Annotated in this window: 16 protein-coding genes; 3 read left to right on the forward strand and 13 right to left on the reverse strand. The window is 49.4% G+C overall.

Annotated features, from left to right (window positions below; all coding sequences use genetic code 11):
* Positions 1-17: 17 nt before the first annotated feature.
* From RGU75_RS12985 to RGU75_RS13040, 12 genes are all read right to left on the reverse strand, one after another.
* Positions 18-3,524 (reverse strand): pilus assembly protein, encoded by a 3,507-nt coding sequence (locus RGU75_RS12985; RefSeq protein WP_322236547.1) that lies wholly within the window; start codon positions 3,522-3,524, stop codon positions 18-20.
* Positions 3,521-4,159 (reverse strand): pilus assembly PilX family protein, encoded by a 639-nt coding sequence (locus RGU75_RS12990; protein ID WP_322236549.1) that lies wholly within the window; start codon positions 4,157-4,159, stop codon positions 3,521-3,523. The genes RGU75_RS12985 and RGU75_RS12990 overlap by 4 nt, the downstream gene beginning before the upstream one ends.
* Positions 4,160-5,059 carry a PilW family protein gene (locus RGU75_RS12995; RefSeq protein WP_322236551.1) on the reverse strand — a complete coding sequence of 300 codons (900 nt, stop codon included), beginning with the start codon at positions 5,057-5,059 and terminating at the stop codon, positions 4,160-4,162.
* Positions 5,056-5,637: a type IV pilus modification protein PilV gene (gene pilV / locus RGU75_RS13000; protein WP_322236553.1), complete on the reverse strand. Its 582-nt coding sequence runs from the start codon at positions 5,635-5,637 to the stop codon at positions 5,056-5,058. Before pilV ends, RGU75_RS12995 begins: the two co-directional genes overlap by 4 nt.
* Before the next feature lie 16 nt (positions 5,638-5,653).
* Positions 5,654-6,181, reverse strand: coding sequence for a GspH/FimT family pseudopilin (locus tag RGU75_RS13005; RefSeq protein ID WP_322236555.1), 528 nt, complete (start codon positions 6,179-6,181; stop codon positions 5,654-5,656).
* Positions 6,182-6,444: 263 nt separating this feature from the next.
* The gene (locus RGU75_RS13010) at positions 6,445-6,600 is read right to left on the reverse strand and encodes a hypothetical protein (protein ID WP_322236557.1); all 156 of its coding nucleotides are present in this window, start codon (positions 6,598-6,600) and stop codon (positions 6,445-6,447) included.
* 64 nt (positions 6,601-6,664) lie between these two features.
* Positions 6,665-8,065: an MATE family efflux transporter gene (locus RGU75_RS13015; RefSeq protein ID WP_322236559.1), complete on the reverse strand. Its 1,401-nt coding sequence runs from the start codon at positions 8,063-8,065 to the stop codon at positions 6,665-6,667.
* A 250-nt stretch (positions 8,066-8,315) separates the two neighbouring features.
* Complete coding sequence (gene arsH / locus RGU75_RS13020; RefSeq protein ID WP_416186866.1) at positions 8,316-9,047, reverse strand: arsenical resistance protein ArsH; 732 nt, start codon at positions 9,045-9,047, stop codon at positions 8,316-8,318.
* 13 nt (positions 9,048-9,060) lie between these two features.
* A complete protein-coding gene (gene arsC / locus RGU75_RS13025; RefSeq protein WP_322236561.1) occupies positions 9,061-9,486 on the reverse strand; it encodes an arsenate reductase (glutaredoxin) in 426 nt (141 codons plus the stop codon).
* Positions 9,487-9,565: 79 nt separating this feature from the next.
* The gene (gene arsB, locus RGU75_RS13030) at positions 9,566-10,633 is read right to left on the reverse strand and encodes an ACR3 family arsenite efflux transporter (RefSeq protein ID WP_322236563.1); all 1,068 of its coding nucleotides are present in this window, start codon (positions 10,631-10,633) and stop codon (positions 9,566-9,568) included.
* Positions 10,634-10,752: 119 nt separating this feature from the next.
* The gene (locus RGU75_RS13035) at positions 10,753-11,085 is read right to left on the reverse strand and encodes a metalloregulator ArsR/SmtB family transcription factor (RefSeq protein ID WP_322236565.1); all 333 of its coding nucleotides are present in this window, start codon (positions 11,083-11,085) and stop codon (positions 10,753-10,755) included.
* A 259-nt stretch (positions 11,086-11,344) separates the two neighbouring features.
* Complete coding sequence (locus tag RGU75_RS13040; protein WP_322236567.1) at positions 11,345-12,253, reverse strand: LysR family transcriptional regulator; 909 nt, start codon at positions 12,251-12,253, stop codon at positions 11,345-11,347.
* Positions 12,254-12,376: 123 nt separating this feature from the next.
* Between RGU75_RS13040 and RGU75_RS13045 the strand changes: the two genes are divergently transcribed.
* The 3 genes from RGU75_RS13045 to RGU75_RS13055 all read left to right on the forward strand — a co-directional run bounded on the left by RGU75_RS13045 (position 12,377) and on the right by RGU75_RS13055 (position 14,825).
* Positions 12,377-13,618, forward strand: a complete 1,242-nt coding sequence (locus RGU75_RS13045; protein ID WP_322236568.1) for an MFS transporter — start codon at positions 12,377-12,379, stop codon at positions 13,616-13,618.
* Between the two features lie 125 nt (positions 13,619-13,743).
* Complete coding sequence (locus RGU75_RS13050; protein ID WP_322236570.1) at positions 13,744-14,196, forward strand: GNAT family N-acetyltransferase; 453 nt, start codon at positions 13,744-13,746, stop codon at positions 14,194-14,196.
* A complete protein-coding gene (locus RGU75_RS13055) occupies positions 14,196-14,825 on the forward strand; it encodes an NAD(P)H-dependent oxidoreductase (RefSeq protein ID WP_322240504.1) in 630 nt (209 codons plus the stop codon). Before RGU75_RS13050 ends, RGU75_RS13055 begins: the two co-directional genes overlap by 1 nt.
* Positions 14,826-14,932: 107 nt before the next feature.
* Here the strand turns inward: RGU75_RS13055 and RGU75_RS13060 are convergent, their stop codons facing one another.
* Complete coding sequence (locus RGU75_RS13060; protein WP_322236572.1) at positions 14,933-16,372, reverse strand: PLP-dependent aminotransferase family protein; 1,440 nt, start codon at positions 16,370-16,372, stop codon at positions 14,933-14,935.
* Between the last annotated feature and the right edge of the window lie 15 nt (positions 16,373-16,387).

A 16,387-nucleotide genomic window follows, 5' to 3' on the forward strand; every position in this document is an offset into this window, starting at 1 on the left:
GCGCCGCTTAGATTTCTTTATTGGTCTGACACAACTATCTGGCGCCATCGCCGTATGACCTCCGACGACGTGACATAAGGTATGCATGTAGTTTTGCCATCCAGTTGATTGATGGTAATGCAGTCGTTTGATGTACCGGGAATACTTACGCCTTCGGAAGAAGTGCCGCCAGTTCCAATTGCGCTAGCGTTGTTACCTTGGGCATCCTGTATTGGTTTGCCATCCTTATCGACAAAAACAAAATCTTTAGCGACGCTCCCGTTCAGGATATCGGTTGCCATCGTGTACGATGTACCGCCCCCGTCACAGGGATTTACGGTGGGGCCAAGCGTTGTCGACAGCAGCACAACATTTTCTATGACTTGTAGGCGCCCAACAAATCGTTCGCCGGGATCTAGCATATCGATATACCACCCTCGCTTAGAGGACCAGTCGACAGCTCTATTGGTTAATATACGTCCTACCGTCACGCCGTTTTGCACCATTGGCGTGAGTCCTTGTTGTTGTAAATCTCCGCGGTCTTTTGTTGTGAATAGCCCAGGTTTATCCCATACGCCATATAAGGCTTGCTTATCCGTATTGGTTTTGTCGGCCGTTTCATAATATTTTCCGGTGCCAAAGGTCACCATAAAGCCGGCCGTTGGGTGCGGTGTCAATAGCGGTTGTTGAACAATCGGCGCAATGCTTCCATTGGCGGTGGTGGCCGTGAACATTTTTTTTGATACCCAATTATAAGGAGAGGTGGATGACATATCGAATTTCCACAAATTTCCTTTTAAATCACCCGCGTACGCAGCGATCAATTCACGCTTATGATTGAACAGCAAGCCCGGTGTGGATAATCCGTTTGGCGTCAATGTATCGCCAATCCTTGTGTCTATTTGATGAATCAGCTTACCGCTGGCAAGATCGACTACATATAAAATCGCTCTACCGCTCGCACTGTTATATCCGTTTCCGAAGATCGCCGCCCACCTTCCATTTGTCAAACGTACGGCCGCCAGCGTTCCTAATACATTGCCCAGATCTTTAAAGTCACCGCTGGCGCCAAGTTCCCATAAAATACTGCGTGCGCCGAGGCTCGCGGGACTAGTAACATCAATCGCAAATACGCCGTGTGAACCCGCACCAGTACTGCCTAATAAAATATTTTTCCATTGCCCACCAAGATAGGCATCTCCTTGTGCCAATTGTCCATCGACGAAATAATGATGTTTATAAGCCGGATCGCTCAATGATTTCAAATGGGGATAAACGGAATTCGGTATAAATGCGAATTTTTCAATCCCGGTTTGAGCGTCGAAACCATGTAGCATTCCATCGTTCGCACCGACATAAACCATCGCGGCGCGATTGCTTTCTTTTTTATTGAGAAACGCGGCATACGTTTCGCCGCCGTTTCCATCAGAGGCTGATGTTGCATAACCGAAATTGGCCTTTCCGACATGTAACGGTGATGAGTTGATGATGTCGCCGAGCAAGTTTTCACGATATCGAAAAGTGCCACCGCTACTGTTTACCGTCTGCTCGGATGCTTTATTACCGCGCAAATATTCCGATATCGATTCCGATCCCAGATCAATTTTTTGAAAGGGGTCTAAGTTACTCCATGAAAATTTTATTCCGCCTGTGCCTGTATTCCAGGTCACAATATTTCGCGAGTCCCAGGGCGGAAATAGTGTTGCGGCGTCCCATTGCAGCTCTTTTTGTACCCCATTTTTTATGCTGTAAGCCTTTAAATGTCCAGTCCATTTTGTGGATTGAAAGCTTGGAGCATAAGAGAATCCAGCCGCACCGACCGTAGCGCCGGCATAGGCAATACTCGACCCCGCACCCTGTATGTCGCTGAGGGATTTCAGCATCTCAATCAAACCATTTTTTAAGATCGTGGGATTTTGTGCATTGAGATAACTACCACGACCGTTTACCGCAGCATGCCAAAGGTCGTCGATGGTATTTGATTTATCACTTACGGGCACTGGCCAGCTTCGATAGCCGCCTTTAATTCCGGCGTAATCACCTGATAGTGAGGTTTGGTAATCCGGCTGATATTTTAATACGCCACTTGCACCGAGGCTGACGGTATACGTCACCATATGTTGCCAGGTTGCCGGATCTTTGTTATTGGCAGTGATATGTCCGACTGTTCCACCTTGTCCTGGTCGGGATCCTATATCCGTCAACCAATACTTCATCGCCGTATCGGCCAGGGTGCCGGATGTCGGGGTAGCACCTTCATAGAAAGGTGGAGGAAAAGGTTGGCCTGGGATGAAAGGCTTTCCGGACACCGGGTCAAGCGGCACCGGAGCAGGTAAATCGTACGGCACGCTTTTATCGAAATTATCAACTTTTGAATTCGACAGATTCCAAAAGCCATCGGTCGATAAAATGGCGTAGTTTGACTGACATTTTAATTGAATCGGATCAGGCGGTGCGGGTGAGATGCCAGGCATGCCAAGTCCTTGGTAGTACTTTCCGACATTATCAAGTGCTATCGCAAGCGGCGTGCCTCCATTCGACTCGCTGGTGTATAACTTTTCGTACCATAGTGATTTTTGTGCGCTAGTAAAACTGGCAATTGGAACAAACCGTGTCTTATTTTGATTAATCGTTGAAAAGCCAATGCGGAAGCGATCGCTCAACCCCGAGAAGGCGATACCAAGCATAGTTTTCATCGCCAGATGGCGGGAGCGATGATAGGAAAACCAGTTGGCAAAATTTTGAATTTCTTCGTTATATGTACATTTGGTGGCATTTTTTGTGCAATCGCTACGCGTCGATGCGCGTGGATAAAAAGCGGTGGAGGGCAGAATGTCTGTTCGTACGTAGAATTGATCTTGGTACTGCGATCCATTTGTTTTTCCTTGACCGTGCCATGTGTAATAGTACGCATATTGCGCCTTGATAATGGGGCCGGACTTCGTACAAGTTTTATTTGTAGCAAATGTCTGTGGGTGGAAGAGGGGAAGTTTAAATGTTTTAGTGACGTGGCAAATTGCCGTGAGGGGAATTTTTTGACCGGTCTTAGCGTACCCATCCAATAATGTCGAGGTGGCATTTGCGTTCGCCATAGATCGACCGCTAGCCAACAGTCCCGGGGTATAGGTGAGTGCTGGGTTGTAATAAATTGGATTCCAATCGCTTGAGAAAAAAGCGGCCTGATTTTTGTCTGGTTGCTGAAAGCAAAAATTCTTGCAAATCCATCCGTATTTGTCATGATTATATTGGGGGGATGTATACGCATTGGTTACATCGTCCCCCGTTAGAGTCTCGAAGTTCATGCTGCCCGAATTATCGTAGATAAACATGAGATTGGGCGGTGGTGGCTCCGCCAAAAATAAGGGAGACTGCGCAATTTCAGCCAACGCGCTGCTGCATAATCCCATCATGGTTAAGCCAGTGATGCTGACTGCTGTATCGCGTATTAACTTGAGTCCGCGACCATGTATTCTGCGCACGAATAATCGGGATGAGGCTAATCTGACGAATAGTGTTGTTGGTAACATGATTTGCGTATCTCTCATTTTTTAAACCTTAAAGAGCTCTGCAGCATTACAACCGCATTGTCGGAGGGACCAGTGCCGCGCGCTGTGATCTGGTAGACGAAGATGCTTTCATCTCTGCTGACTTCCGTTGGACCTAATTGCAAAGTGTCTGAAATGTCGGTGGCCCGACATTTTGGTGAGCTTTTTACGCCGTAAGGCTTGGGATAAATCGATTTTAATGTGAGACCCTCGTAGTCGCTTCTTGCGCCGTTTCTTATACTTTTTTGCAGATCGATTTCACAATGACGGAGTGCCTGCTCCGCGGCTTGAAACGCCATTTGCTGATTACGCGCATTGCCCGCCAAGCTTTCGCCCGAGGTAGCATTGCGAATTTCGGTCACTCCCAGTAGCGTCATGACGACAAAAAAAATGAGTACCAAAGGCAAGGCAATCCCGGCTTGCCTTGTTATCGTCTTTGATATCGTCTTATTCCGCAGATTTATTTTTAGTTTTCTAGCCGGCTTAATCTTGGAAAAACTTGCGTTTTCATCTAATGAATGGTGGAAAAAGTGATGATCCGATTGGACACACCGATCACTGCTTCGTGGTGCGTGGTGGGAAACGTTCGCTGGGTCATGACGACTATCTGAATATATAGAATATTTTGCGTGCATTTATTGATCCAGCAACGTAGGTTGTACGTGATTACGTAAGGCAAAAGTGCGTGTTAACGTAGTATGCAATTTTTTATTAGGTGCAATTCTGGTCGTGTTATCGCAATCGCGATAAGATTGCGGGGTCGAAGTCACCTCGTTGTCGCTATGCAGCGCAATGCACACCTTTACACTGATGACCTGATCCCAATTAGTCTTGTTGGACCCTGAAATAGGAAGGGCTTCTACGTCATCGGCATTGCTGAAAAAAGTCGAGGGAGAATAGACACCTTTGGTATCCACGCCATAGGTCAATATCATTTTGTCGACATTACTTAACATTGACTGAGCCGGTTCTTGAGCGTTAACAATTTTTCCGTTACCCTCGCAAAATAACGAAGTCTCGCCATGTACCGTTTTTGTAAAATAGCGATTGATCACCGCGACTGACGTAGGCTCAGGAAGATCGGTATAGCCCGGTAGTGCGCCGTTACAATCAACGCTAGTTTGATCCCAATAGTTTGAGGAATTCCAACGGTCTATCTCCGTATTTACCATATAACTCACAATGAATTCGGGCTGTTTGGCCGTCGTATTACATTGAAAGTCATCGGTCAACGGTAACTTAAAACCTCGCTGACAGGCTTTGAATCCGATCCCGCTAAAGTCTGTGGCAGTGGTTGTGCGCATATTGCCGTATCCGGCTTGCATCAAATTGCGACCTATCATGTTCATGGCAATGTAGCCATCTTCCTGAATGCGCGCGTTGTCGTCGTTTAAGCGAGCGCTAAAGTGGCTACTAAAAAAAAGACTGGTAACGAATACCATCAGCACTAAACCAATCGCTAATGAGATCATCAATTCAATCAGGGAGAATCCACGATGCTTCTTTGTAGGAATCGTTAGCAGGATGGTCGTCATGGCACAAATACCGTTTTAAAACACCGGATTGTGTTGATATCCGTACCGCTAGGAAAGTTGGCGGCACAATTCGGATCGGGCTTGTCGCCATTAGCAGCTTTGGCTCTATTGGGTTCAGAAAAATATACAGTCAGAGTAAGGCCGTTGGTCGCGTCGCCAGTAACGTTTCCCCAGCCGCCGGCGATTGATCGCCTCAAATCGGTGCGCCAGTTGAAAAGATCCACTGCCGCGATTTGTCGGGGTGTGCACGAAGTGAATTTACAATGACTTGAGGGAGTTCTGTTGGTGAGATAGTCGTCGTGCGTCACGTAGTCGCCCGCTGCGGAGGACCTGGCATTGGCTCGTATGCGGTCGGCCATATCTGCACTGGTCTGGCTAGCCAATGAACGAAATTGTGCCACCTTTTGATATTTTAATGAGATGACCTGTAATCCTGCCAGACCGAGTAAAGCGAACGCCGAAATCAGGAGTGCGACCAAAACCTCAATCATGCCGACTCCGCTTTGTCGGGACCGCTGGGCCGCAATTTTCAGGCGTTTCTTTTTTTGCCATTTCTGATTGTTGATGAAGCTCATCATAGGATATATCTTATGTTCAACAAGCCGGAATAAACTCGCCATTTTGTCGATGTATTTGCACATGTCCGTTGATTGAGATACATACTTTGTGAACAAATTTATGATCGACACTAAATAAGAAAAATGGACTTACCCCGGTTTTTGTTTCGATTCTTCCAGTATCCTGATAGTGCAATGCAGTCACGGTCGCCTCAACCAGCAATTGTTTAGGGTACGCGCCGCGCCGGGCGGTTATTTCTCCGCCGCTTCCACCGCTGTCATTGGTCATCGTCAACCAGCCACTGGACCAATTGGTCTTCAAAGCGCAGACATTCGATCCGATATCTCCGTTGACGCTACTGCAAACGGTGACACGCTTACCGCGCTTGACCGCTTCGGATCTGGCTAGGCGATTGGCGGCAATAAACTCTTTTACGCTGGTAGAGACGCGTTGTTCATCTACAAAGTCACGCATTGATGGCAAAGCAATTGCCACCAGAATGCCGAATACAACGATGGTCATCATTAGCTCAACCAACGTAAAACCTTTGTTTGCAGCAGCCATGATGTCGGGTTCTTTACAAGTGTAAGAAGACAAAGATGAAGGCAAATCCGTACGAGAGCCATAAAAGGGCGCAATGCGAAATGCAGCGAAAGACGCACTAACGTTTTTCCCAAATAAACATTGGACTATTATTTAAAAAGCGAAGGACCATTTTCAACTAAATAGCGTCGAGAAAAATCTGAAAATTTACGAGATTGGTCTATAAATAAAAGTCTTTGATGGCAGAGTAATCTGTGTGAATGAACGGATTTTTCTATTCGCCACTATATGAAGAAGATGGAGCTGAAGTCTCGTTTGTAGCGTAAGGTCGGCATGGCGGCGGAGGCGGTGGCGGGAGGAGGAGAATTGTTGGTCGGACTTGACCGTGCACCAGGTGCTTTGTGGTTTGGGGTTGTATTATCCGTGCGAAAAATAGACATGCATCGCCTCCACTTTGATAGATGGAGGTGATGCGTGGAGAATTTTATTCTGTCCTGATTTTTTTTAAGTAGCGCTTGCAGGAGAAACAGGAAGCATATGCGCATTGCGCCATGGACCAAAACGGTAATAGCCCATAGACATCAGCATCGCCGATAACGAGCCAACGCCAAAACTCCACCAGAGTGCGTCTGCTCCCCAACTTTCCATCAGCACGCTGGCAAATGGTAGACGTATGCACCATAACGCCAGGAATAGAATCACCAGCGGTGCCACTACGGCACCCGAAGCACGCATCACACTCGATAATACAAAGGTCACGCCTAAGGCCACGAAAGACCATGCGACCATGGCGTTGATGTGTTGTGCGATAGGTAGGGCATCTACATGCGCCGGCAAAAAGAGCGAAAGCGCCGTCTGGTTAAAAAGGTAAATCAGGGTGACCAGACCACCCGTCATGAGAAAGTTAAACATAATCCCGACCATCGCAATGCGCTGGACCCGGTCCAGTCGGCGTGCACCAATATTTTGCGCTGCCATGGAAGATACGGCCATGCCGACGGCGAGCGCTGGCATTTGTACATAATTCCAAAGTTGCAGGCAGGCGCCATAGGTAGCGGAGGTTTGAGTTCCAAAATGATTAACTAGCGAAATCATCATGATCATGGATAGAGAGATCACCACCATTTGCAATCCCATCGGAATGCCTTTAAGGATCATGGCTTTCAAAATCGCGCGGTCGGGGCGCAGATAATGTCCTTCGCCAGCATGCAGGCAAAGGAAGTGTTTTTTATAATATAAGAAGCTAACGAGGGCGGTCAGGCTGATACTTTGTGCGACTAGCGTGGCGACCGCCGAGCCCGCGATACCAAGTGGTGGAATGAGACCCCAACCGAAAATAAATAATGGATTTAACGCAATATCGAGTCCGACCGATAGCATCTGAAATTTTAACGGCGTCTTGGTATCGCCAGCGCCGCGCAAAATCATCGTGATGAAGATGGTTGAAAACTGAAACGGCAACGCCAGGAAGATGATGCGCAAATAAGCAACAGCCAAGGGCAGGGCATCATGCGGCGTATGCATCCACTCCATCAACCGTCGGGAGAATAGAAATCCGCACATGGCAACTAGCAAAGACAAGCAGAGAAAAAAGGTGATGCTGGTGCCGACTACGCGTTTGGCCTGATCGGTATTTCTTGCACCAAGGCTTTGCCCGACCAGTATCGTGGCCGCCATCCCAAGTCCTAAAACGCTGGTGATGAGAAAAAATAGAATAGCGTTTGAATTGGCGGTCGCGGTCAATGCAGATTCGCCCAGATAATGGCCCACCCATACCGCATTGACCGATCCGTTTAACGATTGCAATACGTTGCCGAATAAAATCGGTAATGTAAAAAAGAACAAGGTTTTTGCTATCGGGCCTTCAATTAGGGCGGCGTGCGAGTGAGAGGAGGCTGGCTTCATTGGAGGTCGATTATGCGTAAAATATCGCACTAGCTTACCAAGTATTCCGTTGATTTGTGTAGATTAAAGCATGGTTTGAATTGGCTTTAAGCTGAAGGTGTTGCGGTATTTTTTGATAGCGGTAACGTTAGGGATTATCTTTGCTCAAAAGTATCTTTCGCTTTCTCCGCCGACGTTGCCCTTGATGATCCCGGAGCAAAAAAATGCACAGGGATCGGATCGCAGAATTTTTTTTTAATAAAAATAACCATCAGATCGTGGCTTTATTCACCCGCTTGCTTAATTCTTCGGCACTTTCTTTGCGTTCGCTATAACGGTCCACCAGAAAGTCGGAAACATCACGGGTGAGCAAGGTGAATTTAAACAGCTCTTCCATAACGTCGACAACGCGGTCGTAGTAGGCGGAAGGTTTCATGCGGCCTGCGTCGTCGAACTCCATAAAGGCTTTTGCAACGGAAGATTGATTCGGAATGGTGATCATCCGCATCCAGCGCCCCAGAATACGCATCTGATTGAGCGCGTTGAATGACTGTGATCCACCGGATACCTCCATCACCGCCAAGGTTTTCCCTTGTGTTGGACGCACCGCACCGATCGATAACGGAATCCAGTCGATCTGCGCCTTCATGATGCCTGTCATCGCGCCGTGGCGCTCCGGTGAACACCAGACCATACCTTCGGCCCACTGGGCAAGTGCGCGCAGCTCTTGCACTTTTGGATGACTATCGGGCTCGCCATCAGGCAACGGTAAGTCACGCGGATCAAATATTTTGACTTCACCACCCATTGCATTGAGAAGTCTGGCAGCTTCTTCGGTAAGAAGGCGGCTATAAGATTTCTCACGTAATGATCCATACAACAACAGGAAACGGGGCGCGTGGGACGAACGTGCGATGCCAGTAAAATCCGATATCAATGGCGTGTGAAACAGGTCGGCTTGAATGTTCGGCATTGCAGGATCGCATGGTAGAAGGCTTTCCATCATGCGCTCAGTTTTATTTTGAGACACGTTGCCCCTCCGCATTGATGACAACTTCACCGTCCTCTTTACTGAACGATGCCCGTTGTGGGATAGGTAGAATGTCGAGTAGCAACTCGGACGGACGGCACAAGCGCGTGCCATTTGGCGTGATCACAAATGGCCGGTTTATCAGTATCGGATGCGCTATCATGGCTTCAAGTAATTGTGTATTTGTTAACTCGTCATTGTCCAGGCTGAGCTCCGAATACAACTTTTCTTTCTGTCGGATAGCCTCCCGTACCGTCAGGCCAGCATCGGAGATCATCTTTGTCAGTGTTGCAAGTGACGGCGGCTGCTTCAGGTATTCGATCACTTCGGGTTCAATTCCGGCATTGCGTATTAAAGCCAATGTGTTGCGGGATGTTCCGCAAGCAGGATTATGATAAATCGTGATATTCATGGAATAACTTTCTTAAAAGCGTGTAAATTTTCTGTTTATAGAAATGGGACTGGTAATCTGGCCCATTGCCCAGCCCAACTCAACGTCTTTCGTACCAGCCTTGCGTCCGATTAACGACGCTGACAACGACTAACATGGCCGGTACTTCAATGAGCACACCGACCACCGTTGCAAGCGCCGCGCCGGATTTAAAGCCAAACAGGCTGATCGCGGCTGCAACCGCCAATTCAAAGAAGTTGGACGCCCCGATTAATGCGGATGGACAGGCAATCGAATGCTTTTCGCCAACAATTTTGTTAAGCCAATAAGCCATTGCGGAATTAAAAAAGACTTGTATCAGGATCGGAATAGCCAGCAATGCTATGACCAACGGTTGTTCAATGATCGCATTGCCTTGAAATGCGAAGAGCAATACCAGCGTGAGTAATAACGCCGAAATCGACCAAGGTTGGATCCGATCCATTACTTTATCGAAGCTGGATTGCCCGCGTCGTAGCAACAATTTGCGCCATAGCTGGGCGATGATCACCGGCACAACGATGTACAAACCCACTGAGGTCAGTAATGTCGCCCAAGGGACGGTGATACTCGATACGCCAAGAAGCAGGGCGACCAAGGGCGCAAACGCAAACACCATGATCAAGTCGTTCATGGCAACTTGTGACAGCGTAAAGTAGGGATCGCCGCCGGTCAGACGGCTCCAGACAAATACCATCGCGGTGCAAGGGGCGGCGGCCAGCAGGATCAATCCTGCCACGTAAGAATCCAACTGGTCAGCCGGCAAATACGGTGCAAACCAATGGCGGATAAATACCCAGGCGAGTAAGGCCATCGAGAAAGGTTTGACTGCCCAGTTAATAAATAAGGTAACACCGATTCCGCGCACATGTCCTTTAACCTGATTCCACGCAGAAAAGTCGATTTTCAGCAGCATGGGAATAATCATCACCCAGATCAACAAGCCAACCGGCAAGTTAACGTTAGCGACTTCCAGCGCGCCGATAGTCTGTACTGCATGGGGAAATCCCTGGCCCAGAACAATCCCGATAATGATACATAACGCCACCCAAACCGTGAGGTAACGTTCAAACAAATTCATGGGCGCAGCAGTGTTTGATTTTGCGGGAGCTTCGCATTGGATCGTCATAGTATTTCTCGATAAGACGGAGGTAATTCACGCAAGCGGTCTTACCTGTCGTTGCGTAATCTCGATGGTGTTTGGTTGGGTTTTTGATGTCTTTATTTAGTGTCGATGCATTGTCGGGTTTAAGTTTGGGTGGTTTCTGCGTTGCAGGTAGGGTTCGGGGTGCATGGATTGCCGCCGCAACAATTTTCAGTAAGGAATCCGACCAGGCCATTCATCGTGGTGAAATTGGCTGCATAAATAACGAAGCGTCCCTCTTGTTTTGAGGTGACCAGATTCGCATGGGTCAGTTCTTTTAGGTGGAATGATAGCGACGATGGTGGAATGCCAAGCTGCTCACCAATTTTGCTGGGCGGCATGCCGGATGGTCCGGTTTGCACTAATAAGCGATACACGGCAAGGCGTGAATCCTGTGCCAGTGCGGCTAGGGCGGCGATAGCAGTTTGAGTATTCATTATTGTAGTCCGAGTTAATTCTATATTTCTATAATATTGGAATTGTAGAATAGTTGCAAGGATAACGTACATTGCCATTCTTAGATGGCCTTATTTATGCCAATATGATTGGCAAGCCTGATTGTTCGTCTAGGTGAAATGGGTCTTCATCGGTTGTGGTTTATCTTGGGCAATGTAAATGCCTGATTGTTTCTCATCAATGAGAACGGCGTGCGCGACGCGCACTTACATTGTCCTCGTCAGCTAGGTTCCGTGCAATTTAGCTAACGGATAAAGATACTGTCAACTGATCAAGGAGGGCACTGACCTTTGGTAGTAACTGTCGACTGCGTGGCCATACCAGCGACAGCGGAAGTCCTTCTGTTGCTAACTGCGGCAGTATTTCAACCAGCTTTGTGCTCGCCAATTCGTCTTTGATAAGCCAGGTTGCCAATTGTGCGATCCCGGCCCCCGCGCATACCGCGCTGACTTGGGCTTCACCCAAGCCGAGCACGATTCCACCTTCTATCGCCCGGTGCTCGATATGTCCGTTGCCGTGACTGATCCTCCAGGGACTGCTGGTGCCATCTGCCTTGTGGTAGAGGACGGCATCGTGGGCGTCCATATCTGCTTCAGTCTTTGGCATTCCGCGTCGCTTGATATAGGAAGGCGCTGCACAGAAAATCAACCGTTCGCTGCCGAGGTAGCGGTGGCCCAATGATGCCGGCCAACTATCGGGGCCGCCAATACGCACACCGACATCAATTCCTTCTTCGATAAGGTCGACGAAGCGGTCGGTAAAAGAGACGTGCAGACGTACTTTGGTATGGAGCTGGGCAAACGCCAGCAGCACCGGCATGACTTGGGAGCGACCATACGATGAAGGTAAATCGACCCGCAGTCGCCCAGATGGTGCGATGGTTTGGGCGGCCAGAATAGTTTCTGCCGCCTTGAGTTCTTCCAGTACGGCAGTGCAAGTGCGGTAATAGGTCTGACCAGCATCGGTTAACCTCAAGCGCCGCGTAGTACGTTCGAACAGGCGCACGCCAAGCCGGGACTCAAGTCTTGCCACGCTTTTGCTGACGGCGGAACTGGTCAGATTCAAGCGAATGGCCGCCGCGGCAAAGCTTCCTGCGTCTGCCGTATAAACAAAGGTTTCGATACCCTTAAACTGTTCGGTCGGATGCATATTTAGCCATTGAATAGGTCATTAAGGAATTTAATTCTTAGAAGTTGAGAAAAATCACCTTATATGAGAATTCTATTCTCGCATATCCTTGCCATACATTTCAATTAAGAAAGTTTTCTTATTATGTCGTCCGCTGTCCCCGCATCACCAGCCTCGCCGCCAATTTTATCTCCAGCCATTGACATCGCCTCGCACCCAGGTCAACAAGGTCTGTCCATTGCGATTCTCGCGTTTGCGGCATTTGTCATCGTTACCACCGAATTCCTGATCGTCGGTTTGTTGCCCGCTTTGGCGCGTGACCTCGGTATATCGATTTCTACTGCCGGTCTGTTGGTCACACTTTTTGCGTTCACTGTCATGCTATTCGGCCCCGTGCTGACCGTTTTTTTGTCGCATTTTGAACGCAAGCGCCTGTTCATCGTCATCATGCTGGTTTTTGCCGTATCAAATGCATTAGCCGCTTTGGGGACGAATATATGGATACTTGCATTGGCACGCTTTATTGCTGCATTGGCATTGCCGGTTTTCTGGGGCACGGCGAGTGAAACTGCCGGACAAATTGTCGGGCCTGAACGCGCGGGCCGCGCCGTGTCGCAAGTCTACTTTGGGATATCTGCGGCGCTGCTGTTCGGTATTCCCTTGGGAACGCTGGCGGCGGATGCCGTTGGCTGGCGTGGGACGTTTTGGGGTTTGGCGGTATTGTGTTTGTTGATGGCGGGGTTGTTGGTCATGTTTATGCCGACCGTCGCGCGTCCGCAGCGCGTCAAAATTGCCGAGCAGACGCAGATTCTGAAGGATCCCCACTTTCTTGCTAACGTTGCTTTATCCATTGTGGTGTTTACAGCGATGTTCACTTCCTATACTTATCTGGCCGATACGCTCGAACGTGTCGCGGGCGTCCCAACTTCGCAAGTCGGATGGTGGTTAATGGGGTTTGGTGCAATGGGCATGATGGGTAATTGGATCGGTGGTTATGTTGTTGATCGCAGTCCCCTCGGCGCGACGCTTGTATTTACACTTTTGCTGGCGATTGGGATGGCGGGTAGCGTGCCATTGGCAGGGTCGTATGGCTGGCTGGGATTGGACCTGTTGATATGGGGGATTGCTTATACGGCTTTATTTCCGATATGTCAGGTACGTGTCATGAAAGCGGCATCCAACGCACAAGCCCTGGCCGGTACGATCAACGTGTCGGCAGCAAATGCGGGCATCGGCGTTGGTGCAATGATTGGCGGCTTTGGTATTGAACGCTTTGGGATCGGAAGTATCGGTTATGTCGCAAGCGGCATCGCGGTTGTGGCGATTGTGATGGGACTAATGATGCAAAAAAAGGGGGGGGGAACGCGCAACAAATTGCATAAATAAGGGTGGATTGCAGCGTTAGAATCTTGATATGTTTTGCTTGATGTCCTAGTCGGCTTACTATTTCTTGGCACTATAAGATGTGCCATTGCGACGCTATAGTAGAGGCTCAAGCGAAGAGGAATCTCATGAACAGACCCACCGAATTCAGGCAGTTGGACGATCCGGCAACTATCCTGACTGCCTTCCCAGTCATGCAAGAGCTGCGCCCGCATTTGCAGGATGCGCAGTTATTCACGGCGCAGATAGAACGACAGCGTACGCAAGGCTATCGTCTGCTTGCCGCATACAAGCACAATGAAATACTCGGCTTAGCGGGATATCGCCTTCAAGAAAATCTGATTTATGGCGAGTTTATCTATGTTGATGACTTGGTAGTGACCGCTCGCTTGCAACGCTCTGGCGTGGGTGGCGAGTTGTTAGAGGCGGTTCGGCAAGAGGCGATAGAATCAGGGTGCGCGCATTTTGTATTGGATACCGGGCTGCATATGGCACTGGCTCAGCGGTTTTATTTCCGCCATGGTCTGTTGGCAAGAGGAATGCATTTTGTCGAAGCTTTGATGCCAAGAGGGGTAGCATGATGCATGCACTCCTGTTGAACTGTAGCCCCCATGGCACAGCGAGTCACGGCTATCGTTTAGCCAAAGAGATGTTCGCCGCCCTCAAGCAATCACCCGAAGCGAACATGCAAGATGTAAAGCTCATTGAGCGCGATTTGGTAGCAGAACCTTTGCCGATAATCGATCAGAAATATGCTGCCGCAATCACATCAAAAACGCCAATAGCAGATGCATTCGATTGGTCAGAGCGCTTGATCGGCGAGATTGAGCAAACCGATATGCTAGTGATCACTACGCCGATGCATAATTTTACTGTCCCGGCTTCACTCAAGCTGTGGATTGATCATGTGCTGCGGATTCACCGTACTTTTAGTCCCACGCCAGAAGGAAAGATTGGATTGATGCAAGATCGTCCAACGTTCGTGATCGTTGGTTCAGGCGGCTTCCATGCGGGTGAGCGGGCGCGTCAACCAGATTTTTTGACGCCTTATATGCGCTATGCGCTGGGCTCTATTGGGATTAAAAACGTCAAGTTCATCCTTCTGGAAGGTTTGGTATTTGGTGATGCGGCGGTGGAAGAGGCGGTTGCTGCGGCGCGGCGCGAGATGATGGTCGACATACCGTTCTGTGCGTTGCAAGTAGTCACATAGTGCCGTAGAAAATTCAGGTTATAAACGACAATGGGTGACAGCATGCTTGCCGCTTACGTCATTTGGAATACATTTAAAAAAATCGTTATATTTGTAGTGGCATTTTGTTAGGCATTCAGTGCTTGTTTTAGTCTTAAAGCAAGACTGATGGCGGTATCTGAATCGGGGATATTTGCAAAACCGATGACCAGCCCGGGTTGTGGCCGGGCGTCAATGTACCAACGCGACAGCGCGTGCAATCCAAAGCCAGCGGTGCGGGCGCGTTCGACTAACACGACGTCATCCGTACCTTCTGGCAACTTTGCCACGATGTGTAGACCGCCCGGTTGGAGATCAATACGTAACCAGTTTCCGAACACTTGCTGGAACGCTTGTGCGGTGATCATGCGCCGTTCGGCATACAACAGGCGCATCTTTTTGAGATGACGTGAGAAATGACCATCAGCGATGAAGTCGGCCACACTGGCCTGAAATAGAGACGGACAGCCTGCATTCAGATCGGCGCACACAGTCTGAAATCGTGCGGTGGCGCTAAGTGGTGCCACCACATAAGATAGGCGCAGACCGGGAAACATTACTTTACTGAAGGTGCCGCTGTAAATGACCCGGTCGTCGCGATCAAGGCTTTTTAGGGCGGGTAGAGGGCGTCCCTGATAGCGGAACTCACTATCGTAATCGTCTTCGATGATCCAGCTATGCGCCGAACTGGCCCATTCGAGCAAGGCCATTCGGCGTTCCAGCGACAGCGTGACGCCCAGCGGACTTTGATGCGAAGGCGTCACCACGGCAAACCGCGCGTCCGGACGCAGGCGCAATCCTTCCTCAACCATTAAGCCATGCTCATCTACAGGGATAGGAACCAACGTGGCGGCAGCGTTGCGCAGAAACAGTTGCGCCAATATATAGCCGGGATCCTCAAACCAGAAGGCATCACCAGGTGCGGCGAGACTGCGCAAAACGAGTTCTAACGTAGCGCGGTAACCCGCGGTGACGAAGATCTGCTCAGGCATGCAACTAACACCGCGCGACAGCCCCAGATAAGTCGCAATGCGTTCGCGCAACGGGCGATAGCCTAAGGGATCAGGATACGCTAATCCAATCGATTCAGAATCTCGCAGGCGATGCGCGGCAAGACGATTCCAGACCTTGCGAGGAAAAGCGTCAAGTGCAGGCAGACCAAGTTGCATCGGCTTAGGTACCAGTCCATCGTAATCGGTCATTGCCGGTGCCAATGGTCCAGCCGCAAGGCGGAGTGGCTTGTGTGCCACTGGAACGGGCAGTGAGGGTGATACCACAGTGCCGGCTGCGCCCCGGACTTGTAAATACCCCTCATCCGTCAAAATCTGGTAGGCCATTTTCACCGTCCCTCTGGCTAAATTGAGCGCGGTCGCGAGCGCCCGCACGGCGGGTACACGATCGCCTGCGCGTAAGTGGCCTTGTGCAATGGCTGTCTTGAAGCGTTGGCAAATTTGCAAATAGATAGGCAGTTGCAGCGTGCGATCAACTTGCAGTTCCAGTGTGAGCGGGACAGGATGAAGTTTTTTCATGGACTAGTCATTTTG

It is taken from the genome of Glaciimonas sp. CA11.2, from assembly GCF_034314045.1.
Lineage (GTDB): Bacteria > Pseudomonadota > Gammaproteobacteria > Burkholderiales > Burkholderiaceae_D > Glaciimonas.